Origin of the sequence: Sphingobacterium arenae (assembly GCF_014692505.1) — a bacterium.
In the GTDB taxonomy this organism is placed as follows: Bacteria; Bacteroidota; Bacteroidia; order Sphingobacteriales; family Sphingobacteriaceae; genus Sphingobacterium; species Sphingobacterium arenae.
Genome location: NZ_JACNYK010000005.1, coordinates 96,551 through 120,246 on the forward strand (window position 1 = coordinate 96,551; position 23,696 = coordinate 120,246).

The following is a 23,696-nucleotide window of genomic DNA, read 5'->3' on the forward strand; positions in this document are numbered from 1 at the left end:
ATCCGCAATTTGTAAGGCGGTTTTTTGAAATATTGTTATTTTAGTGCATGAAGAGAATAAGCCTATTGATCCCCCTGTTAGCTTTTTTATGCTATTTCCAGGTGGCCGCACAGTACCAAAAGCCGGCACTTACCGATGATGAATCGTGGTCCTTGATCTTGATGCCGGATCCGCAAACCTATACACGTTTTCATAAAAACATCGGGATACTAAATTTGATGACAGGATGGATATACGAAAACGTGGACCAACTGAATACGCAGTTTGTATTGTGTACCGGTGATTTGGTGGAACATAATGATTTGATTCATTTGAAAGGGAACGATGGCACAGCGAATAGTTTGCGACAATGGGAAAATGTTAGAAATGCATTTGCTACGTTAGATAACCGCGTGCCTTATGTGTTGGCTACTGGGAACCATGATTTTGGTTACCGGAGTGCAGAATATCGTTCTACCAATTATGATCACTATTTTAATGTGAACCAAAATGGATTCAACCAACGTGCACTGAGAGAGATTGGACCCCAACTGAACGGGCAGTCCAGTGCGGTGAACGCACTATATGAATTTCATACGCCACACGGTAAAGATTGGCTGGTCATGGTCTTGGAATTTGCGCCGCGTGACACGGTGGTCAGTTGGGCGAAGCAAGTATTGGAAGCAAAGCCCTACGTAGAGAAAGATGTAATCCTATTAACGCATACGTATCTCAACAGCAAGAGTGAACACATCAAAAAAGAAGGTTATAAAATGATAGATGTGAATTATGGGGCAGCTTTATTTGAAAAGTTGGTGAAGCCATCGAAGAATATCCGTTTGGTCTTTTCGGGACATATTGGGGCTCCAGATAATTTTGATGCGCACCTAGGTTTTAGACGTGATAAGAATGCCGCTGGAAACACCGTGTCACAAATGACATTCAATGCGCAAGCGATGGGAGGGGGGTGGCATGGTAATGGTGGAGACGGCTGGCTGCGTTATCTAGAATTTATGCCGGACGGTAATACGGTAAAGGTGAAGACTTTTTCCCCCTTATTTGCTATTTCGCCCGCGACGCAGGGTTTGGCCTATAAAACCGAAGAGAACCAGGAGTTTATCTTTACACTGGATGAGTAAAAAAAATGCCTCTTGTTTTTGCGAGAGGCATTTTTTATGTGCGTTATTTCACCCTATTTCTTCATGTCGCCTGCTCCCTTGATGATCGCTTCGACTACGGTTGGGTCTTGCAGTGTGGATGTATCACCTAATTTATGCATTTCACCCTCTGCAATCTTACGTAAAATACGTCGCATAATCTTTCCCGAACGTGTTTTTGGCAAATCTGTCACAAACTGGATGATATCGGGTTTTGCAATAGCACCGATCAAACGGGTAATGGTCTGCAGAATATCCTTGCGTGTGCTCTCTTCATCAATATGGTGATTTGCAATTACAAAAGCATAGATACCTTGTCCTTTAACCGGATGTGGATAACCGACAATGGCAGATTCGACGACATCCGAGTGCATGTTGATAGCATTCTCCACTTCGGCGGTGCCAATACGGTGGCCGGAAACATTCAATACATCGTCCACACGACCGGTAATCTTGTAGTATCCTTCGGGACTTCTGTAGCAACCGTCGCCCGTGAAATATTTATCTGGATAGGTGGAGAAATAGGTTTGGCGGCATCGCTCGTGATCTCCCCACGTGGTGCGCAGCATACCTGGCCAAGGAAACTTAATGCAGAGATTTCCAGTTACATCATTTCCGTCTAGCTCGTTGCCATTGTCATCCATCAGACAAGGCTGTACGCCAGGTAGTGGAAGCATGGCATAGCTTGGAATAGTAGGTGTAATGCCAGCCAACGGCGCGATCAATATGCCGCCGTTCTCGGTTTGCCACCAAGTATCCGTAATAGGAAGTTTTCCTTTTCCGATCTTCTCATTATACCAGTTCCAGGCCTCTTCGTTAATAGGTTCTCCGACGGAACCTAATCTTTTGAGGCTGCTTAAATCTTTACCTTCTAGGTACTGTTCACCGAAAGCCATTAATGAACGAATAGCCGTAGGTGCTGTGTATAGAATATTCACTTTGTACTTGTCTACGATATCCCATAAACGTCCCGCATCCGGGTAGGTCGGCGTCCCTTCAAACATTAACGAAGTTGCACCTTGTGATAGCGGACCATATATAATATAGCTGTGTCCGGTAATCCATCCGATATCGGCTGTACAGAAATAGACCTCACCAGGTTGGTACTGGAACACATTGGAAAAGGTATAACCCGTATAAACCATATAACCTCCAGTAGTGTGTACTACCCCTTTAGGTTTGCCGGTCGAGCCCGATGTGTAGAGTACAAATAACGGGTCCTCTGCGTCCATTTCTTCTGCGGGACACGGCGGGTTTCCTTGTGTTTCTACTTTTTTAATTTCGTCTTCCCACCACACATCACGACCTTTTATCATCGATATCGGTGTGCGTGTACGCGTTAACACAATGACACGTTCTATAGAATCACATTGCATAAGTGCATCATCAACGATAGATTTTAATTCCAACACTTTTCCGGCACGGAATCCACCATCGGCGGTAACCACTAATTTACATTCCGCGTCATTGATTCGGTCTGCTATAGAACGAGCGGAGAAACCACCAAATACAACAGAATGGATTGCACCGATACGAGCACATGCTAAGACGGCGATAACTAGCTCGGGTACCATTGGAAGGTATATACATACGCGGTCTCCCTTCACGACGTTGTTATTTTTCAACACGTTGGCAAAACCTTCTACTTTTTCTAAAAGTTGTTTGTAAGTGAGGATTCGGTGTGCCTCGTTTGGATCGTTAGGCTCCCATATAATGGCAGGTTTATCGCCTAATTTGTAGATGTGGCGGTCAAGGCAGTTTTCTGTAATATTCAGTTTACCTCCCTCAAACCATTTGATATTCGGTTCGGTAAAGTTCCAGTTTAATACATTCGTCCATTTTCGTTTCCAAAAGAAGTTTTCTGCAATTTCTCCCCAAAATGCTTCCGGGTTTTCGACGCTACGTTTATACGCCTCCTGATACTCCTCAAAACTTTTGATCTGTAGGTTCATTTTTTTTTATTTCTGTACCAAAATTTATGTTTATACTATTTTTTTTATCCAATACAGACAATTATTTATTAAAAAATGTCCGTATTGGATATGCAAGCACTAATTTAGCTTTTTTTGCCATGAATGGCAATTTTTTATCTTTAAGTATTCTTATTTTTATTTTCGATGAAGCTGTTAAAGCATTTATACTATTTCTTAATCTATACGAACCTGCTCATTGCAGGCGCTGCAATAGCACAATCTGCAGTTACCTACCTATTCTTTGATGTCCCGTTTGATTATCCGATTATGATGATAGAAGGGGCAGCAACTTTGCTTTTATATAATTTTAGTATGATGCTGTCCAAGCCTGAGAATCCGCAGAAATCAGTATATAAACGTACACGCTGGATATTTAAACATGAATGGCTATTATGGTTAAATAGTGGAATAGGGGGCATCGTATTGGTGTATGCAGTTTCACATATTCACCTGTATAGTTTATTCTTTTTAGCAGGGATAGGTATGATGAGTGTAGCGTATTCTATTCCAATGATGCCGTATAAAGGGAAATGGGTTGGTTTTCGTCAATTGCCAGGCACGAAGATTTTTCATATAGCCTTGGTTTGGACACTAAGTTCGGTTTGTTTGCCAGTTTGTGAAATGTATTTGGATGGGCTAGCAATTAATATACACCTCTTCCAAACGCTTTTCGTGCTAAAGTTTATTTTCTTACTTATTTGCACTTTACCTTTTGATATTCGGGATATCCAACAGGATTCCTATTATCATCTAAAAACCATCCCGAATATGATTGGGGCAAATAGAGCGATTATATTATGCTACGTTCTTATCATTGTCCATAGCGCCATCGTTCTGTTGTCAGCTATTCAGCTAGAGGTACAGATGGGCGTATTAGCAACGAACTTATTAATTGCAGTCGTGCTTAAGCGAGTGGTTTTCCGAAATGCAAATCGCTACCATTACGCATTCTTATTAGACTTTGCGTTGATAGCACAGTTTTTAGTTATTTATCTCTTTTTATGAAACCCGATAATCTTATCGGCAATAATATCCGACAATTTATAATAGCTTTCGAACGTCCATCCTGCAACATGTGGGCTAAGCATCACATTATCCCTTGAAATGAGGTCAGCGTACCAGTCTGTTTCGCTGAGCGCCGGAAACTTTTCGATCGGTAACACATCAAATGCTGCCCCCAAAATTTTACCTTCATCCATGTATTTTAAGACCGATGGGATATGCGTTATAGCCCCTCTGGCGCCCATCAGGAAAAAGATAGGTTTGCGGAAATGAAACAAATATTCATCATCTACCATGCCTCTGGTTTCACGTGTTAGCGGAATGTGAAAACTTAATATATCTGCTTGTCTAACAACCTCTTCCATCGAAGCCTCTTTGGCGTAAGCATCGGAAAATCCAGTTTTGTATTTGTCATACGCAATGACATTAACCTCAAAACCCGACAGTTTTTTTGCCATCGCTTGCCCATTATGTCCATACCCAATGAGGGCTACTGTTCGTCCTTTTAATTCGTAACCTCGGTTTTCTTCTCTAAGCCATTGCCCGTTGCACACTTCCCGATGTCCACGGTTTAGGTTGTTCATGAGTGCCAGCAGCATCCCGATCATGTGCTCACCAACAGCATCCTTATTACCATCGTTCGCTGAGAAGAGACGAATACCTTTTGAGGTGGCATATTCCTCATCGATGTTATCCATCCCTGCGCCCGGTCGGGCAATAAACTGTAAGTTGGCCGCGAGATTAAGAAAGGATTCGTCGACCTGAAATTTGGAACGGATAACCAGCCCCGTATATTGTCGGATGACGTTTTCGGCATCCGCTCTGTTGAAGGATGGTCGGTAATCGTACGAAATTCCCGCTTCATTCAGCTTGTCTAATAGTATATGGTGTATGTCGTCTACAATAAGAATATTCATTTTTTGCTAATATTTCATAAAATCCACAGATAATAATTTGTCCAGGTTCCTTTGAGCCAGTCTGGTAGGCATAATTTTCATGAGTATATTACGCATATGGATTAACATACTATTGTCCCATTGTGCGATTTCTCCAATCCGTTTGGACGTATCTGTAATATATGTTGTCCGAGACAACCTTCTCTTTTCAAACGAAGAGAATGCGTTCTTGACGTCGTTTTCTAATCCCAGTTCATCTGATAGAACGGCTACATCCTCTAAAGCTTGGCAGGCACCCTGTCCCATATTTGGGGTTGTAGCATGTCCGGCGTCGCCAATGAGTAGAATGTTGTCATAAGCCAAACGTTTGAGCGGCTTGACGTCCATAATGTCACCCCAAATCAGGTCGCTATCCTTCGTCTGTATTAAAATAGCGGGAATAGGATCATGGTACGATTGAAAATGTTTTAATAAATCTTTGACTTTATAATCTCGGTATATCGGATTATCAGATGTAGCATTTATACATGCATACCAGTAGATGCGATTATTGGATAAGGGTGTCATCCCAAACCTTCCTGATTTCCCCCAAGTTTCTGTTCCCCTATCTAATCTTATCTTGGTATTGTCAATAGTCGCGCGCCAGCATGTATATCCTGAATAACGAGGTATGGATGATGGTATGAGCTGTTGCCGGAGTGGAGATTTTACGCCGTCAGCAATAATTAAAAAACGTGACGTATGTTGTGTGCCGTCTTCAAAAAATAAGGTAACAGCATCTACATGTTGTTCTAATCGGAGAGCTTTTTTACCTAACTTTAGTTTTTGAGTGTTAATTTTAGACAGCATGAATAGGTGTAAATCTGCACGATGAATGGCGAAATTTTGTTGCTGATACTTTTTACGGATAGCGTGGGTGTTGGGAGCTGCTAACAGCTGTCCCTTATCGTCTAAAATATGGTAGCTGTCCAGATAATAGCCTATTTTTTCTACGTCAGTTTTTAAACCAAGTAGGTCTAAAGCACGCATCGCATTTGCTGCCAGACCAAACCCTGCCCCTATCCCTTTTAGTTCTTTCGCTTGCTCAAAAAGCATAAAGTCTTTGTTGATTTGTTGGAAAGCTATGGCCGTTGCAAGTCCTGCTACGCCACCACCTACTATGGCAAACTCACTATTTATCGTTTTGGTGTATGGCATGGGTAATTTCATTTGTTAAGATGACAAAATCTTCGACTGACAGCCGTTCTGCGCGAAGCTCGTATAATGGGTTGTCGCTCATCCTATCTTTTGGAACAACGGCAGACAAGGCGTTTCTTAACGTTTTGCGCCGTTGATTGAAAGCAGCTTTTACGACACGCCAAAATAGTTTTTCATCACAATCGAGCGTGTCACGGTCGTTCCTCGTCATCTTGATGACACCCGAAAGAACTTTAGGAGGCGGACTAAATGCCCCGGCTTTGACCGTAAAAAGGTACTGCAGATCATAATAAGCTTGTAAGAATACGCTAAGGATGCCATATTCTTTACTACCCGGTTTCGCCACGCAACGCTCAGCCACCTCTTTTTGAAACATCCCGACCATTTGTGCCACCCGCCCGCGCTCCTCTAAAACTTTAAAAAGAATCTGGGAAGAAATATTGTACGGGAAATTGCCAATAACGGCCACTTTATCGCCAAAAAACTGACTGAAATCTAGTGCAAGAAAGTCGCCGTGAATAAGCCTGTTGTCCAGCTGTGGGTATTTGTCGGCCAGAAATATGATGGATTCATCGTCTACATCAATCAACCAAGTCTCATAGGTGTCTTTTTGGAGTAAAAAATCGGATAACACCCCCATGCCGGGGCCAACTTCCAATACCTGTTTAAAACCTAAAGCAGGTTCAAGAGCGTCTACAATCTTCTGTGCAGCATGCTTGTCGTTTAGAAAGTGTTGCCCTAAGTGTTTCTTTGCGCGTACGGTATTCATTCGTCGTTGGGGTATTATAAAAAGCAAAACTAAACATTATTAATCAATTTTCGCGGTATTTAAGGACGCGTATACGATGTGAAAATGATTGTCTTCTTTGCTTGTACGCATAATATTTTCCGGGTCAGATGCCTGTTTTACTGTGTAGAAAGCTTTTTATTTACCCTAAATTTTGTAATTTTGATTCAAAGCTTTGGGATAATGAGTGAAAAACTAAAAATAGGTATTACCGTAGGTGATGTAAACGGCATCGGATTGGAAGTGATTATCAAATCGTTGATGGATAATCGGGTGTTAGATTACTTTACGCCGGTTGTGTATGGTAATACGAAAGTAGCTTCGTTTCACCGTAAAGCTATTGGGGTACAGGATTTTAGCTTTAATGTTGTCCATCATCCCGACCAAGCAAATCCTAAGCGCGCTAATATGATTAACTGCTGGCAGGAAGATGTGAAGATTACATTAGGCGAACAGAACGAGATTGGCGGAAAGTATGCGTTTCTTTCTTTGGAAAGGGCTTCGGAGGATCTCCGTAATGGTAAGCTGGATGCGTTGGTCACTGCACCCATCAATAAACATAACATACAGCAAGATGGATTTCATTTTCCTGGGCATACAGAATACCTACAAGCCAAGATGGAAGCACAGGATGTTTTAATGTTTATGATTGCTGATGAACTCCGCATTGGCGTGGTTACAGGGCATATACCTGTGAAGGAAATTGCGGGAGCGATAACCACGGACGCTATTTTGCAAAAACTCAGGATGATGAACGAAAGTCTTAAGAAAGACTTTTGGATAGAGAAACCTAAAATAGCGGTATTGGGTCTAAATCCACATGCTGGAGATAAAGGTCTAATCGGTACGGAAGACGAAGAAATTATTGTACCAAGTATCCAGAAAGCGAAGGAAGAAGGGATTTTTTGTTTTGGCCCTTATCCGGCCGATGGTTTTTTTGCTAGCGACACATATACTGAATTTGATGGAATTTTGGCGATGTATCACGATCAGGGGCTGATTCCTTTTAAACATATCGCTTCTCGTAAAGGAGTCAACTATACTGCAGGATTACCCATCGTCCGGACTTCTCCAGATCATGGCACCGGGTACGACATTGCTGGGAAAAATATCGCCTCGCATGAATCTTTCCTAGAGGCGATTTTCGCTGCCGTTCATATCGTAAAACGCCGTCGGGAGCAAGAAGAACTGGTCGCTAATCCGCTGCCGTTCCGTCGCCTGTCAAAAGATAGGGATTAGCGTCAAGGGGAGTTCATGAACACCAAAAAATAAACATCTGTTCATAGACTTCATCCCTGCGGATATTTGAAACAATGATCCGTGCAAAGGACAGATTTCAAAATTCTAAAGGCGACATTTCGTGTTAATTAAGGGATAGTACCTAAGCGGGGAGAAGATATTATACAAAATAATCTGTATTTTTGCCCGCTATCGGCATTGAACCCCGAGAAGAAGTTATGCGAGAGAATTTACAACATCTTATTTTTCAAATCATCAGAGATTTAGCGGATAAAGAAGAGGTCGAATGTTATGTTGTCGGCGGTTATGTTCGTGACTGCCTCATGAAGCGTCCTTTTAAAAACGACGTTGATTTGGTTGTCATTGGAAGTGGGATTGATTTTGCTTGCAAGCTTGGCGAAATTCTACATACGAAGGTTTCGGTATATAAGAGTTTCGGAACAGCGATGTTGGTGCATGATGGCATCAACTTAGAGTTCGTAGGTGCCCGCAAAGAATCCTATCGCTCTAATTCCAGAAAACCCATCGTCGAGGATGGTACGCTGGAAGATGATCAGAACCGTCGGGACTTTACGATTAATGCTATGGCCTATTGTTTAAATACCGCCCGTTTTGGAGAACTTGTGGACCCTTTTGGAGGGGTAGAAGATATTCAAAACCGCATTATTCGGACACCGCTTGATCCAGATATCACCTTTTCTGACGATCCGCTTCGCATGATGCGCGCTATTCGCTTCGCTACACAACTTAACTTTAAGATCGATGTAAAAGCAGTTCAAGCTATCGCGGAAAATGCGGAACGTATTAAAATTATTTCTAAGGAACGCGTTATAGATGAGTTAAATAAAATTGTGATGGCAGCCAAACCATCTGTTGGCTTCCGATACTTATTTGATACCGAGTTGCTGAAGATTATTTTTCCTGCTATGTATAATTTACACGGGGTAGATATAATAGATGGAAGAGGGCATAAGGATAATTTTTATCATACCCTGGAAGTTTTGGATAATGTCGCAGCTAATTCAGACAATTTATGGTTACGGTGGGCGGCCATTATGCATGATATAGCGAAGCCTGCAACAAAACGATACGATAAGAGGATCGGATGGACTTTTCATGGACATGAAGATCGCGGTGCCCGGATGGTGCCGAAACTTTTTGCCGAACTGAAGCTTCCTCTAAATGATAAAATGAAGTTTGTCCAGAAGTTGGTGCAACTACATCTGCGACCTATCGTGTTGGCACAAGATATTGTAACAGACTCTGCGGTACGTCGTTTGCTGTATGAAGCAGGTGATGATATTGATGCGTTGATGCTTTTGTGCCATGCTGACGTGACCACCAAGAATGAATACAAGAAGAAAAAATATCGTAATAATTTTGAGCTGGTTGAGCAGAAATTAAAGGATGTCGAAGAGCGTGATAAAATACGCAATTGGCAACCTCCTGTATCGGGTGCGGATATTATGGCACTTTTTGAAATCGAACCGAGCCCCCTAGTCGGTACGATAAAAAATGCGGTGAGAGAAGCTATCTTGGAGGGAGAGATCATGAATGTACGTCAGGAGGCATTGTCTTTTATTTTGAAAAAAGGAGAGGAATTGGGGTTAAAGCCCAAAACGAAGACGATCCTTTAATTTTTTAAAAATTGTTGTAATTTTAACCTTTGTATAAACTATACGATTAAGAATGGCTATTTACAGATTTCGAGCAACTTTTGAAGATTATGAGGACGTATATCGCGAAATAGATATGCCCTCGAAAGCGACATTTTTAGAATTGCATCAAGCGATCCATAAAGCTACCGGCTACACACCCGATGTCTCTTCTTCTTTTTATGTGAGTAACGATCAATGGAAAAAAGGAACGGAGATTGCATTCTTGCCATCAGAGCGGAAGTTAACAGGTGGTGTGCTAAAAATGGAAGATATCCGCTTGAGTAAGTTTATCGATGATCCACATCAGAAGTTTTATTACATATATAATTTTGATCGCCCTTACGACTTGCATGTTGAGCTGATAAAAATTTTGAAAGAAGAGGACGGTAAAGCATATCCGTTCGTATTTAAGTCGATCGGAACTGTACCTAAACAACTTGCCGCTGCAAATTTCCCATTATCGACAGCGGAAGACGAGGATGAAGAAGAGGAAGATTTACCGACAGATGAAACTGAATACGGTGTTGATGAAGATGAAGACTTCGATTTATTTGACGGTGAAGACGAAGGTGAGGGAGAAGAGGGAACGAATGGGGTGGAAGATGAATATTGATGATAGATGGGAACATAAAAAATTAATTATTGTCGTCGGACCAACCGCAGTGGGAAAGACTGCAATGGGGATTTCTTTGGCCAAACATTTTAAAACCGAAATTATATCGGCTGATTCCAGGCAGTTTTATAGGGAGATGTCTATCGGTACAGCAAAGCCGGATACAGACGAGCTTAAGGAAGTAAAACACCACTTTATTGATTCCCATACCATTGAGGACGAATACTCGGCTGGCGATTTTGAGAGAGATGCGCTGTCGCTGTTGAAGTTGCTATTCGAAAATCATGATGTTGTTGTTATGGTCGGTGGGTCGGGACTCTTTGTGCGTGCGGTGTGTGAAGGGCTGGATAATTTGCCTAAAGCACCAATAGCCGTACGGGAACGTTTGAACGGCATTTTTGATCGGGAGGGGTTGGAACCATTGCAGCAGAAACTGCGAGAAGTCGATCCCGATTATTATGGCGAAGCCGACATACACAACCCTCAGCGTGTCATCCGGGCGCTAGAAGTTTATGAAACTACAGGACAACCTCTTTCATCCTATCATGTACAAGAAATGGTTAAGCGTCCGTTCGAGATCGTAACCATCGGATTGAATATGGAACGACAAAGACTATACGATCGTATAAATTTGCGTGTAGATAAGATGATCGAAAAGGGATTGGTAAATGAGGTACGCTCGTTATTGGCCTATCGGAACAAACCGGCGTTATTGACGGTCGGCTACGTAGAGATATTTGATTTTATAGATGGGAAAATCAAGCTGGAGGAAGCTATTTCCCGTATTAAGCAGAATTCCCGACGTTATGCGAAAAGGCAAATTACCTGGTTTAAGAAATACGGCAATACGGTTTGGTTTGAATCGGATGATTGGGAAGGGATTTTATCTTTTTTAAGGTAGAGGCTTAACCCCTACCTTAAAAAGATAGTTATACGATGAAGTTCCATCCAAAAGGATCATCTATTTTACCATATCGGAGCTGATTTAAATAATCCAATACTTTATTTGAAAACTCTCGGCCCTCTACCGGAGGTAATTCATAGTCCTGGCCCTCATAGCCGATTCTGGAGATATGAGTGACTGTCGCAGCAGTCCCGGCTGCAAAAGCCTCTGATACGCGGCCGGCCTCAATCCCGTCGATCAATTCTTGTATGGAAACTTTACGCTGTTCCGCTTTGTATCCCCATTTTTCAGCGAGTTCCATGATCGTACGACGTGTAACACCATGTAAAATCGTATCACCATGGGGGGTGATGATCGTATCGCCGATACGGAAAATTAAGTTGGCCGTACCCGCTTCTTCTACGTATTTATGTTCATTCGCATCTGTCCACATGATTTGATCATAACCTTCATCGTTCGCCAACTGGGTAGGATACAAAGAAAGGGCATAATTTCCTGCGTTTTTCGAAAATCCAACCCCGCCTTCAGCAGCACGTGTATAATACGTTTCCACTTTTAAGCTGATAGGTTTGCTATAATAAGCACCCACAGGACAAGTAATGATGGCAAAAGTATATGATTTAGATGGATGAACACCCAGTGCACCTTCTGTTGCAAACATAAACGGACGGATATATAAGGATGTACCCTCCTGTGACGGTACCCATTTGCGATCAACTTCCAATAGTGTTTTCAGACCGTCCATAAAAATTTCTTCAGGAACTTCCGGCATTTGAAGCCTTTTTGCGGATTTATTAAAACGTTCCCAGTTTTTCTCCGGACGGAATATACTTACTGTTCCATCGGCAAATTTGTAACCTTTAATTCCTTCAAAAATAGCTTGACCATAATGCAAGGCAGACATCGATGGATTGACGGTGAAGTCTCCATAAGGGACGACAACCACATCTTGCCATGCACCGTCATCATAGGTGGCGACTAACATGTGGTCAGACATGATAGCACCAAATTTCAAATTACTGAAATCTACTTGCGAGAGTCTTGATTCTTTCGTTGGCTCTACGCGAATGGAATAGGTATTCGTATCGCTCATCACATTAAAATTTTAATATGTGCAATTTAGGAAAAAAGTATGAATATAATTAGGTATTCATTATTTTCAATAATGCGTCGAGATAGGTTCTTTCATTCGCCAAGCGAGGAACTTTATTCTGTCCACCAAGCTTCCCACGGCTTTTCATCCACTTATAAAAGGTATCCTTTTCTGCCCGATGAACAATAGGATAGGCTAGCGCTAAGTTTTTGAATCGCTTAGCATCATAGTCAGAATTGATTTCCCGTAAGGTGTTATCCAAAACATCGCAGAAGGTTTGAAAATCATCGGGATGTTTTTCAAATTCAATAATCCATTCATGTGCACCAGCCTCTCTGCCTTTAAAATAAACAGGTCCCGCAGTGTAATCACGGATAATAGCATCTGTTGTCCGACAAGCTATTTGCAACGCATGTTCGGCATTATCGACAATTAACTCTTCACCAAAGGTATTGATATAATGTTTTGTACGACCAGATATTTGAAAACGATAGGGCGATAAAGAGGTGAATTTTATGGTGTCACCAATTTTATATCGCCATAATCCCGCATTTGTAGAGATGATTAAGGCATAGTTCTTCCCTATTTCTACTTCGTCTAAGCGTAATGTTTTAGGATGTTCTTCATGGATATGTTCCATCGGTAAGAATTCATAATAAATGCCATAATCTAGCATGAGCAAGAGCTCCTCCGAGTTGGATTGATCCTGTAATCCGAAATACCCCTCTGACGCATTGTAGTTTTCAAGATAATACATGTTATCCGAGGGGATTAGTTGTTGGAACATATCTCGATACGGTTTGAAACTCACACCGCCATGTCCATAAAACTCAAGGTTAGGCCATACTTCCAAGAGATTGCTTTTTCCAGTAATTTCCAGAACCCGCTTTGCCATGACAATATTCCACGTTGGAACGCCCGCTAAACTCGTGACATTTTCTTTGATAGTAATCTGGGCAATCTGTTCTATTTTTTCTTCAAAATTTGGGTTTAAAGTTACTCCAAGATTAGGCGTGCGTTTAAATTCCGCCCAGAAAGGAAGGTTACGAATGAGAATAGAAGAAAGGTCTCCATAGTAGGAGTCTGGGCTAAAATTATTTATTTGAGAAGACCCCCCAATAACAACGGACTTACCAGTAAATACTTTGTTTTCCGGCTTGTTATGGCAGTAGATAGAAAGCATGTCTTTCCCTCCTTGGTAATGACAATCTTCTAATGCTTCCATACTGACGGGGATGAACTTAGATCGATCTGAAGTGGTACCCGATGATTTCGCAAACCATCTGATGTCCGAAGGCCACACTAAATTTTGTTCCCCTTTGATCATACGGTCCACATAACCTTTTATATCATCGTAATCTTGGATTGGAACACGTTGTTTGTATTCTTCTGGCGTTAAGATACTCGTGTAATCATATTTTTTTCCCCACTCGGTCGCCTCTGCGGTCGAAATTAAACTTTGAAACCATTCTTCCTGTACGTCATGTGGATATTTCATAAAAAGCTCAATCTGGTGAATGCGCTTTTTCATGATCCATGTAAAGAGAGAATTTAATAATGCCATGAATAACAGTCCTGTCGTTGGTTTATAGTTTTTTTCTTCTCAGTTCAAAATGGCGGCCTAAATAGAACTTGCGAGCCAATTCGTTGTCCGCAATTTCTTCGGGTGTTCCAGTAAGCATGATCTTCCCTTCTGTCAACAAGTAGGCTCTATCTGTAATGGATAATGTCTCCTGCACATTGTGGTCTGTAATCAGTACGCCTATGTTCTTTCGCTTAAGTTTAGAGACGATCGTTTGTATCTCTTCGACTGCAATAGGGTCTACACCAGCAAATGGTTCATCCAATAAGATAAAATGTGGATTCGCGGCTAATGCTCGCGCTATTTCCGTACGACGTCTTTCTCCTCCTGATAAAAGGTCTCCACGGTTTTTGCGGACTCTATGTAAACTAAATTCAGTTAATAACTCCTCCAGTTTTTCGATACGCTCTTCTTTATTTTTATAATGTATTTCTAAGACGGCAAGGATATTATTTTCTACGGATAACTTTCTGAATACAGATGCTTCTTGTGCTAAATAACCGATTCCTTTTTGCGCACGCTGGAACATAGCATCTTGTGTGATTTCTTGGTCGTCTAAAAAAACATGACCGTCGTTTGGTTTGATCAAACCCACAATCATGTAAAAAGATGTGGTTTTCCCCGCCCCGTTTGGACCCAACAAGCCGACAATTTCGCCTTGTTCAACATGAAAAGACACGTCATTAACAACCGTCCGCTGCTTATATTTTTTGACTAAATGTTCTGCCTTTAAAATCATCTACTATTCTAACCGTTTGATTACAAACCTAAATAAATTCGGTCTTATATGCAATATGATACATCTGCTTATAAAATGAATTATTCACCCTCCTCTGCCATTGAAAATATGCTATAAGAGGAAATATATGCTAATATCGTATTGCTTTGATATTTAATTGCAAATTCTTTTTACCTCGCCAATTATTCTCCTCAATGGTATAGCAGATATCGAACTTATGCCCCGCATTAATATAATCTATATAGTCTGCTAATCCAAAGCCGATACAATCGAATGACATAGAATCCTCTTGTTTTATCGTTATTTTTATATGGTTTGTTCCTACAATGTATCCTGCTCCCCACACACTACGCGTGAGAAGGATAGGCGCTTCGTTTTGCGGGCCAAAAGGCTCAAACTGCTTTAATAAACGAAAAAACTTGTTATCGATATCTTTAAGGTTTAGCTCAGTTTCTATGAGCACTTCTTGTTGCAGCATTTCGGGCTTAATACTGTTCTCTACGACGGTTTCGAATTTTTCTTGAAACGCAGGCACATTTTCGATACGCATGGTGAGACCCGCAGCATACTTATGTCCGCCATACTGATCCAACAGATCTGCACATTCGCTCAGTGCTTCATATAAGTCAAACCCCAATACTGACCGAGCCGAACCAGCTATATGCCCATTGGTTTGGGTGAGTATAACTGTAGGACGATAATACTTTTCGGTCAAACGGGAAGCCACAATGCCAATCACACCCTTGTGCCAATCGGCTTTAAAAAGTACGGTGGATTTACGTTGTTTTAATATCTCGTCATTGTCGAGGATATGTAAAGCTTCTTCCGTTATCTTCAGGTCAAATCCTTTCCGTAAGGTGTTTTGGTCATCAACCGTTGTTGAGTAAGCCTCCGCTTCTGCTAAGGATTTTGAAATCAATAATTTAACTGCGTCTTTGGCATGTTCGATGCGCCCAGCAGCATTAATGCGGGGTCCAATTTGAAAGACAATATCGCCTACAGAAAAATGACCACTCTTATTAGACGAAAGATTGATGAGCGCCTGGAGACCGCAATTTGGATTCGTATTTAACTTTTTGAGGCCAAAATGGGTGAGGATCCGGTTTTCTCCGGTAATAGGCACAATATCTGAAGCTATACTGACTGCTACTAAATCAAGATATTGGTAGGCAAGCTGCACGTCCATATTGTTTTTTTGGACAAAGGCCTGTATGATTTTGAAGCCTATCCCACACCCAGAAAGCTCTTTATAGGGGTACGGACAATCGTTACGTTTAGGATCCAATACGGCGATGGCATCTGGGATTTCCTTCCCAGGAAGATGATGGTCCCCAATAATGAAATCAATGCCTTTAGCACGTGCATAATTGACTTTTTCGATGGCTTTAATGCCGCAATCCAAGGCGATAATCAGGGAAAAACCATTTTCTGAAGCGTAGTCAATTCCTTGAAAAGAAACACCATACCCCTCTAAGTATCGATCTGGAATGTAAAATTCCAGACCCGAATGAAAATCCCGAAAAAAACTATAGACAACCGAAACGGCAGTAGTTCCGTCGACATCATAGTCGCCGTATATCAATATCTTTTCCTTGTTACCGATAGCTTTTTCAATTCGCGATATGGCTTTGTCCATATCTTTCATTAAAAACGCATCGTGCAATAAATCAAGACTAGGGCGGAAAAAAATCTTGGCCTGTTGATAGGTTTGGATATCACGGTTAAGAAGCAGCTCTGTTATTACAGCGTTTATACCCAACTCTTCACGCAGTTTGTTGGTTTTTTGAACATCGTTTTTTGGCTTAACCACCCATCTTTTTTGCATATCGTTGCCGTTGTATTAACGCGTAAATATACATTTTGTAAACGGGTTTACCTAATGGGGACGCCTGCTAGGAATAAAAGAGATTGGGGCTTATGGTGTTATAATGGAATAAAAAATGTGATTTTTTTATTAGTTTTGTTTGAAACAGATATTCTAGTTAAGAATACGAATGTTGTATTTAATTTTTTTGCTATGTCAATAGTTAGAGAAAGCGACTTGATTGGTATCGGTAAGAAGTACCAAATCGAGACGGAAGCCGGTGACCACATGGTGGTCGTCATCCACGACGACGGCAAACGTGAACTTTATCGTGCGGAAGGAGACGACAGTGAGACGCACTGTGTTATGACACTCTCTGATGAAGAATCCCGCCAGGTAGCGGGTATTATCGGAGGACTGTCTTATAAGCCTAAGGCGTTGGAAACCATGGAGCTGGCGTTAGACGATTTACGGATTGAATGGTATAAAGTGGGGGCTCCGAGTGATGGCGTTAACAAAAGCATCGGAGAGTTGGGGGTTCGTCAACGCACAGGCGCTTCGATTATTGCGGCTATTAAGGAAGAAGATACGATTATTAACCCGGGTCCAGACTATTTGATTACACCAGGAACAACCTTGGTAGTTGCCGGGAAAAAAGCGAATATTAAGCAATTGAAAGAAATTCTAACATCCTAATTTAATCCTATGCTATCGCCTACCTTGGTATTAGAAGTTGGTATTGCCGTATTATTAGTCGCTATTGTTGGCTTGTTGGCTAATAAGTTACGATTTTCGGTAATTCCATTTTTTATAATAATCGGTATGGTAGTTGGACAACATGCCCCTCAAATCGGATACATCGATCTTACGTTTACCGAGAGTAAACCTTTTATCGATTTCATGGGGCGGTTAGGTGTACTTTTTCTTTTATTTTATTTGGGACTGGAATTCTCGGTAGGACGACTAATGCAATCGGGGAAATCCATTGTTACGGGGGGGCTAGTTTATGTATTTCTTAATTTTATCTCGGGTGTCCTGATAGGATGGCTCATGGATCTTCCTTTTAAGGAAATGATGGTGCTATGTGGCGTCATGACTAGTTCATCTACGGCAATTGTTGCGAAAGTGCTGACTGATTTGAAACGGACAGCAAATCCCGAAACGGAGATTATCATGGGGATGATTATGTTTGACGACCTCTTTATTGCCATGCATATCTCTTTTCTCTCGGGATTGATTCTGACTGGAGGAACTTCTTTTTGGTCGGTTCTGGGAACATCCCTGCTGGCTCTAGGGTTTATTTTGACGTTTTTGATATTAGGACGGAAGCTTGTTCCGGCCATTGATCGGCTTTTACAGGATAAATCGCCCGAGCTATTTATCTTAATCATATTCAGTTTGTTGTTTATCATTGCGGGATTTTCAGAAACGATACATGTTGCAGAAGCAATTGGAGCGTTGATGGCTGGGTTGGTGTTTGCTGATTCCCGTTATATTAAAAAGATTGAAGGGGTGATTGCACCTTACCGAGATTTCTTTGGAGCGATGTTCTTTTTTAGTTTCGGATTATCTATTGATATGTATACTTTAGGAGGAGCTGTAGGTTGGGCTACATTGGCAGCAGCTATTACTATCGTTTGCAATGTGGCGTCGGGGTATTTCGCTGCCAGATTTTCGGGTAGAAAACCCAAAGCTTCATTTGATATAGGATTTACGCTTTCTGCAAGGGGAGAATTTTCCATTATTATGGCGAATATTGGAAAAGCGGGCGGCTTGCTTCCCATCCTTCAATCTTTTGTCGTTGTTTATGTACTTATTTTATCTATTGTGTCACCGTTATTGACGAAAGAGTCACGTACGTTGTGGAATGCGCTGTTCGGAAAAGACGCTACTCCTCTAAAACAGAAAAAGACATTAGAACAATTGGAAGAATCGGTCGGAGATATCGGCAAAACGAGTTAGACGTCGTCGTATCCCAACAGACGAATAGTGGTATACGCCATCGCCTGCATAGAGGTTCTAAACGAATTTTCATCTAAATTAAATCTAGCATTGTGTAATCCGTACTGGAGGTGGTGGTTTTCATTCCGAATACCTACTAGAAAAAACAACGAGGGAAAGCGATGCGAATAGTAGGCAAAATCTTCTGCCGCCATCCATATCCCCACATCTTTCACGTTCTCTACGGACAGTATTTCTGTCATATAATCACGGATATCCTGCGATAAGGATGGGTTGTTGTATAGAAATGGATAGCCATTTTTGACTGTTAACTCCACTTCAGCGCCAAACGACTTAGGCATCTCCCGGATTAAGTATTCAATTTGCTCAAGAGCTTCTTTTCGCCACTGTTCGTCCATCGTCCGAAAAGTGCCTTCCATATAGACTTCATCCGGAATAACATTAACTGCGCCGTTTCCGATGAAATGACCGAATGTAAGGACAGACGGAACTGCAGGATTCGAACGCCGACTGACAATATGTTGTAAAGACGAAACCAATTGTGTACCGATGTATATTGGATCAATGGCACGATGCGGTTCCGCGGCATGTCCGCCTTTCCCTTTGATACGAACATAAAACTCATCGCTTGATGCCATAAACTTTCCTGGACAAATCCCGACGTCCCCAACATCTAACTGTGGACTGACATGTAATCCCAGCACCGCTTTTATACGATCTCCATATTCATCAAAAATACCCGAACGTAAAACTTCCTGCGCTCCTCCCGGAATACGCTCTTCCGCGGGTTGAAAAAGAAATAGTATCTTGCCGGAAAACAAATGCTCTAGCTCTTGTAATATGGCTGCAACACCTAATAAATTACTTGTGTGGAAGTCGTGTCCACATGCATGCATTACCCCGTCATAATCAGATCTATACGGTACCTCGTTTAATTCCTGTATAGGTAGTGCATCGATATCGGCTCGTAAAACGATGACGTCGTTGGAGCTAGATTTTTTTCCCTCTACCGATGCTACCACACCTGTTTCTGCCACCGAAATATAGGGAATAGCCAACTTATCCAGTACCGCTTTAATGTAGGCCGCTGTTTGATATTCCTGAAAGGATAGCTCCGGATGTTTATGTAACTCCTGCCTTCTTCGTACGGTATCATTAAAATGTAAATCAGCAAGCTTTCTTATGTCATTGACTAGGCTCATAGGGCGATAATTTGCGAGTAAAGCTAATTATAGAAAACCTAATTCGAGCTTCGCCTCTTCACTCATCATATCTTTCGTCCAAGGAGGATCGAATGTAAGTTCTACAAGAGCCTCCTTAACGCCGGAAACATTCGCTACTTTTCTTTGTACCTCCTCCATGATCTCACCCGCTACAGGACATCCCGGCGCAGTCAACGTCATAATAATTTTCGCTGTGCCGTCTTCTTTTGTTATAATTTCGTATACCAGCCCCAAATCAACGATGTTTGCGGGTTTGAGTTCAGGGTCATATACTGTTTCCAATTGTTCCTGTATTGCAGGTGCGAGGTTTAGTTTGTCTATGATGATGATGTTGCTCATTGTTTTTCCTTTCGTTGTTGAATCGCTTCGTAATATATATCCATCAATTTGTCCATATTCTTTTTGACGGTATAATGCTTTTTGTACTCTGTGACACAATTTTCCCGAATTTGTCGTTTAGTCGTTTTATCAAGTTTTTCCCATTGGGTAACTACTCGTCCGATGTCGGCTTCCTCATAGGGATTAAAATGCATCCCTGTATACAAAGGTAATACCATTTTGTTTAAAATGCCAATATTGCTCGCCAGCACAGGAATTCCCTGCGCATACGCTTCGATGATCGTCATGGGCATACCCTCATAGCACACAGATGGTACGATAAGCGCTTCGGCATGCTTTATTGCTTTCGTCAATAAATCCTTAGACTGATACCCAAAATACCGTATGTTTTTATAATGTTTTGCGAAATCTTCTACTATATTTTGTTGTGGTCCTGAACCATAGATAGATAATGGAAATGGTAAAGTAGAGAATGCCTTCAACAAAGGAACAATGCCCTTTTCTTGGGAAAGTCTACCAATGTAAACAAAGCCGCTTCCCGCTGTCCGCACTGTAGGGATGATATCCGTACTGTTTGGTCGCACAATGAACCGTTCTTCCGCAATGGGCAAGGTAGATTCTACAAAGAGCGATTTCGAAAACTGGGAAAGAACGATGAACTTCGATATTTTATTCCATGTGCCCCATTTTCGGTGTATCCAATAAGTAAAAGCTGTGAAAAAGGTTTTTGTAAGTGAGTTATCCAATACCCGTAAGCGAACAGCCGTCCAAGGGAAATCTTGGTATATGCTGTTTGTGAAAATTCTCCCATGACAAAATAAGCTAGCTGAGGGGCAAAGTAAACGAAAATTGTGTAAGGTCATGATGACTGGAATACCTAATTGGTAGGCGCTCCTGATTAACAAAGGACCACTACTATAATGGAGATTATGAATATGTACGATATCCGGTGCAAAGCTCTTGATGATCTTTTTTACTTTCCAAGTGGCACGGATATTCCAAGGGTAAGCCAAATATTGTAATGCTCCCCTCCAGCCTTTTTTGTTTTGAAAGGTTAGCGTCTTTATATCATGTTCTTTTTCCAATTCCTCGACTTCTTGTCGGAAGACAGTGTCTTCTCCACCGGCATGTTGATAGAAATTATGAATAACAAGGATACGCATGTGCTATCGGGTTTCTACAAAGATAGTATTTCCCATTTTATCCTTATCTTCGCGTATCATTTTTTAGCTATGTTCCAAGAGTTAGTACACGCAAAAGCTTTTCAGGATTATTTAGAAACGACCAGTTTTCCTAAAACACCCCAACATTTGTATGATCCGATTCGTTATATATTGTCGTTGGCAGGGAAACGAATACGCCCGTTATTGGTCTTAATGGGAGCGGAACTATTTGATGAATCCACCGTAGAGCATGCTTTACCTGCAAGTGCGGCTATCGAATTTTTTCATAACTTCTCTCTCATTCACGACGATATTATGGATGTTGCTCCTTTACGACGGGGTAAGCCTACGGTTCACCAAAAATGGGACGCGAATGTGGCTATATTGTCGGGTGATGCGCTACTTATTAAAGCCTATCAGGAGTTAGCAAAGTGCCCTATAGATAAAATTCCAGCGTTGTTACAGCTTTTCAACACGACATCGTTAGAGGTCTGTGAAGGACAACAATACGACATGGATTTTGAAGGGCGTGCTCACGTCGGTGAAGCAGAGTATATTGATATGATACGGTTAAAAACATCCGTGTTGCTTGGTTGCGCTTTACAGATGGGCGCAATTATCGCTGGCGCAGAGGAGCCGTCGCAAACGTTACTTTACGACTTTGGCGTAAATCTAGGCGTTGCTTTCCAATTGCAAGATGATATATTGGATGTGTATGGGAACCCTGAAAGCTTTGGCAAGCAGATAGGAGGGGATATCTTATCGAACAAAAAGACAATACTTTTTGTAAAGTTGCAAGAATTGATTTCTCCCGATGATCAAAGCGAATTAACATATCTACTTCGACAGACCATCGATACGGAACCGGAAAAAATTGAGAAAATGATGAATCTATATGCTAAATATGATATTCAGACGTTAGCTATATATCAAAAAGAAAAATTTACCACTATCGCTTACGAAAAACTGGAGAATATTCCCGTGGAGGACTATAAAAAGCAAGCTCTTTTTTCACTTGCAGATGCGTTAATGCACCGTGTGCGGTAGGGGTTTTGCAGTAAAAATTGATAAAACTCTAGTTTTTTAGTAATTTGTCAACACATAAATAAAAATATTAAGTTGCGCATGGCAGATATGGAACCGGTCAAAATAACAACATTTCAAGCATACTTGTTTTGGGAAAATGTGGAAAAGAATTTAAATAATCTATCACTGCGTCTATCTGCATTGAGAGAAAAAACAGATTTAATTCTGCTGCCAGAGATGTTTAATACCGGATTTACAACGAATGTAGAAAAATGTGCGGAGAAGATGGATGGTCCAACCATGCATTGGATGTATGAACATGCAAAAACGTACAGTTGCGTCGTAGCTGGAACGTTAATCATTTCAGAAAATGGACATTATTACAACCGCTTTATATGGATGTCACCCGATGGTAGTTTTGTGCATTACGATAAGCGCCATCTGTTTGGGATGGCGGAAGAAAATAAAGTTTTTACCCCGGGGAATTCCCGTATTATTTTAAATCTTAAAGGGTGGCGAGTGTGTCCGATGATATGTTACGATTTGCGTTTCCCCGTTTGGTCTCGAAACTTGGGGAATTCTTATGATTTACTCGTCTATACTGCTTCGTGGCCAGATAAACGTTCCGCCCACTGGCGTGCACTCATTCCGGCACGTGCTATTGAAAACCAGGCGTATGTAATCGGTGTAAACCGTGTAGGATATGACGGTAATGAGATCTATTATTCAGGTGGTTCGATGTGTATCTCTCCCCATGGGGATGTTGTGTACTATAAGCCCGAAGATGAGGATCTGTATACATTTACGCTAAATCCTGCGGATCTGATTAAAGCTCGGGAACAATTTCCGTTTCTGGCGGATGCAGATGATTTCTCTATGTAAAAAATTCTCTTTTTTAGAAAGGAGAAACCATTATTGGTAGGGCCTGTTCAATATAGCAGCGTTAATAACAGCCTCGCGTAAATCAAAAGAAACTGCATCATTTCTTCCTTCAATTTTTGGTGTAATCTTCTTGAGCAGTTTCTTATCGTCTTTTTCAGTAAACGCTTCACTCGTGGTCACTTTTACTTCGGTCGGTATAACGGGTGCACTTTGTCTTTTTTTGGGAGGAACTGGAATAGGAATCGACATCGTGGGTTCGATTACCGTGCGCTGTGCAGGTTGTTCAGATGGTAGAGGAGGAGCTGGTATAGGTACCTGCGGCATACGTCGACGAGCTTTCTCTTGCTCTTTCTGATATTCAGCGTAGATTTTATAAATCACACCACCTATGATTAATAACGCAGGTAAAAAGTTCTCCATGAAAGTAAATTTAATTAAAATCTGGAGAAAAAAGATGAAATATTAGATTTTATTTGCA

At 41.4% G+C, this 23,696-nt stretch carries 22 protein-coding genes; 10 read left to right on the top strand and 12 right to left on the bottom strand.

The annotated features are described in order from the left end of the window. Positions 1-47 precede the first annotated feature (47 nt). Positions 48-1,118: a metallophosphoesterase gene (locus H8B17_RS16195; protein WP_190310275.1), complete on the top strand. Its 1,071-nt coding sequence runs from the start codon at positions 48-50 to the stop codon at positions 1,116-1,118. Between the two features lie 53 nt (positions 1,119-1,171). On the opposite strand, the gene acs is transcribed toward H8B17_RS16195, so the two are convergent. Continuing rightward, positions 1,172-3,088: an acetate--CoA ligase gene (acs, locus tag H8B17_RS16200; protein WP_190310276.1), complete on the bottom strand. Its 1,917-nt coding sequence runs from the start codon at positions 3,086-3,088 to the stop codon at positions 1,172-1,174. A gap of 165 nt (positions 3,089-3,253) precedes the next feature. On the opposite strand from acs, the gene H8B17_RS16205 reads away from it, so the two are divergent. Beyond that, complete coding sequence (locus tag H8B17_RS16205) at positions 3,254-4,114, top strand: UbiA prenyltransferase family protein (protein WP_190310277.1); 861 nt, start codon at positions 3,254-3,256, stop codon at positions 4,112-4,114. On the opposite strand, the gene H8B17_RS16210 is transcribed toward H8B17_RS16205, so the two are convergent. The 3 genes from H8B17_RS16210 to rsmA are packed head-to-tail and all read right to left on the bottom strand — an operon-like array spanning position 4,099 to position 6,973. After that, on the bottom strand, positions 4,099-5,028 hold the full coding sequence (locus tag H8B17_RS16210; RefSeq protein ID WP_190310278.1) for an NAD(P)-dependent oxidoreductase: 930 nt from the start codon (positions 5,026-5,028) through the stop codon (positions 4,099-4,101). The genes H8B17_RS16205 and H8B17_RS16210 overlap by 16 nt on opposite strands. A 6-nt stretch (positions 5,029-5,034) precedes the next feature. Next, on the bottom strand, positions 5,035-6,216 hold the full coding sequence (locus H8B17_RS16215) for an FAD-dependent monooxygenase (protein ID WP_223816633.1): 1,182 nt from the start codon (positions 6,214-6,216) through the stop codon (positions 5,035-5,037). Continuing rightward, a complete protein-coding gene (rsmA, locus tag H8B17_RS16220) occupies positions 6,179-6,973 on the bottom strand; it encodes a 16S rRNA (adenine(1518)-N(6)/adenine(1519)-N(6))-dimethyltransferase RsmA (RefSeq protein WP_190310279.1) in 795 nt (264 codons plus the stop codon). Before rsmA ends, H8B17_RS16215 begins: the two co-directional genes overlap by 38 nt. A 201-nt stretch (positions 6,974-7,174) precedes the next feature. On the opposite strand from rsmA, the gene pdxA reads away from it, so the two are divergent. From pdxA to miaA, 4 genes are all read left to right on the top strand, one after another. Next, on the top strand, positions 7,175-8,230 hold the full coding sequence (pdxA, locus tag H8B17_RS16225; protein ID WP_190310280.1) for a 4-hydroxythreonine-4-phosphate dehydrogenase PdxA: 1,056 nt from the start codon (positions 7,175-7,177) through the stop codon (positions 8,228-8,230). Between the two features lie 218 nt (positions 8,231-8,448). Further along, the gene (locus H8B17_RS16230) at positions 8,449-9,867 is read left to right on the top strand and encodes a CCA tRNA nucleotidyltransferase (RefSeq protein ID WP_190310281.1); all 1,419 of its coding nucleotides are present in this window, start codon (positions 8,449-8,451) and stop codon (positions 9,865-9,867) included. Between the two features lie 52 nt (positions 9,868-9,919). Continuing rightward, entirely contained in the window at positions 9,920-10,501 is a 582-nt protein-coding gene (locus H8B17_RS16235; protein ID WP_190310282.1) for an IS1096 element passenger TnpR family protein, read from the top strand. Further along, positions 10,422-11,402, top strand: coding sequence for a tRNA (adenosine(37)-N6)-dimethylallyltransferase MiaA (gene miaA / locus H8B17_RS16240; protein WP_317171055.1), 981 nt, complete (start codon positions 10,422-10,424; stop codon positions 11,400-11,402). The genes H8B17_RS16235 and miaA overlap by 80 nt, the downstream gene beginning before the upstream one ends. 28 nt (positions 11,403-11,430) lie before the next feature. Here miaA and H8B17_RS16245 read toward each other — a convergent pair whose 3' ends face one another. The 4 genes from H8B17_RS16245 to recJ all read right to left on the bottom strand — a co-directional run bounded on the left by H8B17_RS16245 (position 11,431) and on the right by recJ (position 16,644). Next, positions 11,431-12,498, bottom strand: a complete 1,068-nt coding sequence (locus tag H8B17_RS16245; protein WP_190310283.1) for a branched-chain amino acid aminotransferase — start codon at positions 12,496-12,498, stop codon at positions 11,431-11,433. A 49-nt stretch (positions 12,499-12,547) separates the two neighbouring features. After that, on the bottom strand, positions 12,548-14,062 hold the full coding sequence (locus tag H8B17_RS16250; protein ID WP_190310284.1) for a GH3 auxin-responsive promoter family protein: 1,515 nt from the start codon (positions 14,060-14,062) through the stop codon (positions 12,548-12,550). 22 nt (positions 14,063-14,084) lie between these two features. Then, positions 14,085-14,819: an LPS export ABC transporter ATP-binding protein gene (gene lptB / locus H8B17_RS16255; RefSeq protein ID WP_190310285.1), complete on the bottom strand. Its 735-nt coding sequence runs from the start codon at positions 14,817-14,819 to the stop codon at positions 14,085-14,087. Between the two features lie 130 nt (positions 14,820-14,949). Further along, on the bottom strand, positions 14,950-16,644 hold the full coding sequence (gene recJ, locus H8B17_RS16260; RefSeq protein WP_190310286.1) for a single-stranded-DNA-specific exonuclease RecJ: 1,695 nt from the start codon (positions 16,642-16,644) through the stop codon (positions 14,950-14,952). A gap of 192 nt (positions 16,645-16,836) precedes the next feature. On the opposite strand from recJ, the gene H8B17_RS16265 reads away from it, so the two are divergent. Together H8B17_RS16265 and H8B17_RS16270 are read left to right on the top strand one after the other, a co-directional pair. Further along, a complete protein-coding gene (locus H8B17_RS16265) occupies positions 16,837-17,319 on the top strand; it encodes a cation:proton antiporter regulatory subunit (protein WP_190310287.1) in 483 nt (160 codons plus the stop codon). Between the two features lie 9 nt (positions 17,320-17,328). Then, positions 17,329-18,585: a cation:proton antiporter gene (locus H8B17_RS16270; protein WP_190310288.1), complete on the top strand. Its 1,257-nt coding sequence runs from the start codon at positions 17,329-17,331 to the stop codon at positions 18,583-18,585. Here the strand turns inward: H8B17_RS16270 and H8B17_RS16275 are convergent. Genes H8B17_RS16275 through H8B17_RS16285 form a run of 3 tightly spaced genes read right to left on the bottom strand, consistent with a single transcriptional unit; the run spans position 18,582 to position 21,310 of the window. Next, a complete protein-coding gene (locus tag H8B17_RS16275) occupies positions 18,582-19,787 on the bottom strand; it encodes a M20 metallopeptidase family protein (RefSeq protein ID WP_190310289.1) in 1,206 nt (401 codons plus the stop codon). The two genes, H8B17_RS16270 and H8B17_RS16275, sit on opposite strands and share 4 nt — an antisense overlap. 27 nt (positions 19,788-19,814) lie before the next feature. Further along, complete coding sequence (locus tag H8B17_RS16280; RefSeq protein ID WP_190310290.1) at positions 19,815-20,147, bottom strand: iron-sulfur cluster assembly protein; 333 nt, start codon at positions 20,145-20,147, stop codon at positions 19,815-19,817. Then, the gene (locus tag H8B17_RS16285; RefSeq protein WP_190310291.1) at positions 20,144-21,310 is read right to left on the bottom strand and encodes a glycosyltransferase; all 1,167 of its coding nucleotides are present in this window, start codon (positions 21,308-21,310) and stop codon (positions 20,144-20,146) included. The genes H8B17_RS16280 and H8B17_RS16285 overlap by 4 nt, the downstream gene beginning before the upstream one ends. Between H8B17_RS16285 and H8B17_RS16290 the strand changes: the two genes are divergently transcribed. Continuing rightward, positions 21,290-22,357 (top strand): polyprenyl synthetase family protein, encoded by a 1,068-nt coding sequence (locus H8B17_RS16290; RefSeq protein ID WP_223816634.1) that lies wholly within the window; start codon positions 21,290-21,292, stop codon positions 22,355-22,357. The genes H8B17_RS16285 and H8B17_RS16290 overlap by 21 nt on opposite strands. Positions 22,358-22,444: 87 nt before the next feature. Further along, positions 22,445-23,218: an amidohydrolase gene (locus H8B17_RS16295; RefSeq protein WP_190310433.1), complete on the top strand. Its 774-nt coding sequence runs from the start codon at positions 22,445-22,447 to the stop codon at positions 23,216-23,218. A gap of 30 nt (positions 23,219-23,248) precedes the next feature. Here H8B17_RS16295 and H8B17_RS16300 read toward each other — a convergent pair whose 3' ends face one another. Then, complete coding sequence (locus H8B17_RS16300; RefSeq protein WP_190310292.1) at positions 23,249-23,638, bottom strand: hypothetical protein; 390 nt, start codon at positions 23,636-23,638, stop codon at positions 23,249-23,251. Positions 23,639-23,696 lie beyond the last annotated feature (58 nt).

What these genes read in the sequence shown, in the direction of transcription:
- H8B17_RS16290 (WP_223816634.1), top strand. Translation starts at nt 21,290, where the DNA reads ATGAATAACAAGGATACGCATGTGCTATCGGGTTTCTACAAAGATAGT.
- H8B17_RS16295 (WP_190310433.1), top strand. Translation starts at nt 22,445, where the DNA reads ATGGAACCGGTCAAAATAACAACATTTCAAGCATACTTGTTTTGGGAA.
- lptB (WP_190310285.1), bottom strand. Translation starts at nt 14,819, where the DNA reads ATGATTTTAAAGGCAGAACATTTAGTCAAAAAATATAAGCAGCGGACG.
- miaA (WP_317171055.1), top strand. Translation starts at nt 10,422, where the DNA reads ATGAAGACTTCGATTTATTTGACGGTGAAGACGAAGGTGAGGGAGAAG.
- pdxA (WP_190310280.1), top strand. Translation starts at nt 7,175, where the DNA reads ATGAGTGAAAAACTAAAAATAGGTATTACCGTAGGTGATGTAAACGGC.
- H8B17_RS16265 (WP_190310287.1), top strand. Translation starts at nt 16,837, where the DNA reads ATGTCAATAGTTAGAGAAAGCGACTTGATTGGTATCGGTAAGAAGTAC.
- H8B17_RS16270 (WP_190310288.1), top strand. Translation starts at nt 17,329, where the DNA reads ATGCTATCGCCTACCTTGGTATTAGAAGTTGGTATTGCCGTATTATTA.
- H8B17_RS16300 (WP_190310292.1), bottom strand. Translation starts at nt 23,638, where the DNA reads ATGGAGAACTTTTTACCTGCGTTATTAATCATAGGTGGTGTGATTTAT.
- recJ (WP_190310286.1), bottom strand. Translation starts at nt 16,644, where the DNA reads ATGCAAAAAAGATGGGTGGTTAAGCCAAAAAACGATGTTCAAAAAACC.
- H8B17_RS16205 (WP_190310277.1), top strand. Translation starts at nt 3,254, where the DNA reads ATGAAGCTGTTAAAGCATTTATACTATTTCTTAATCTATACGAACCTG.
- H8B17_RS16280 (WP_190310290.1), bottom strand. Translation starts at nt 20,147, where the DNA reads ATGAGCAACATCATCATCATAGACAAACTAAACCTCGCACCTGCAATA.
- H8B17_RS16285 (WP_190310291.1), bottom strand. Translation starts at nt 21,310, where the DNA reads ATGCGTATCCTTGTTATTCATAATTTCTATCAACATGCCGGTGGAGAA.
- H8B17_RS16210 (WP_190310278.1), bottom strand. Translation starts at nt 5,028, where the DNA reads ATGAATATTCTTATTGTAGACGACATACACCATATACTATTAGACAAG.
- rsmA (WP_190310279.1), bottom strand. Translation starts at nt 6,973, where the DNA reads ATGAATACCGTACGCGCAAAGAAACACTTAGGGCAACACTTTCTAAAC.
- H8B17_RS16215 (WP_223816633.1), bottom strand. Translation starts at nt 6,216, where the DNA reads ATGAAATTACCCATGCCATACACCAAAACGATAAATAGTGAGTTTGCC.
- H8B17_RS16235 (WP_190310282.1), top strand. Translation starts at nt 9,920, where the DNA reads ATGGCTATTTACAGATTTCGAGCAACTTTTGAAGATTATGAGGACGTA.
- H8B17_RS16250 (WP_190310284.1), bottom strand. Translation starts at nt 14,062, where the DNA reads ATGGCATTATTAAATTCTCTCTTTACATGGATCATGAAAAAGCGCATT.
- acs (WP_190310276.1), bottom strand. Translation starts at nt 3,088, where the DNA reads ATGAACCTACAGATCAAAAGTTTTGAGGAGTATCAGGAGGCGTATAAA.
- H8B17_RS16275 (WP_190310289.1), bottom strand. Translation starts at nt 19,787, where the DNA reads ATGAGCCTAGTCAATGACATAAGAAAGCTTGCTGATTTACATTTTAAT.
- H8B17_RS16245 (WP_190310283.1), bottom strand. Translation starts at nt 12,498, where the DNA reads ATGAGCGATACGAATACCTATTCCATTCGCGTAGAGCCAACGAAAGAA.
- H8B17_RS16230 (WP_190310281.1), top strand. Translation starts at nt 8,449, where the DNA reads ATGCGAGAGAATTTACAACATCTTATTTTTCAAATCATCAGAGATTTA.
- H8B17_RS16195 (WP_190310275.1), top strand. Translation starts at nt 48, where the DNA reads ATGAAGAGAATAAGCCTATTGATCCCCCTGTTAGCTTTTTTATGCTAT.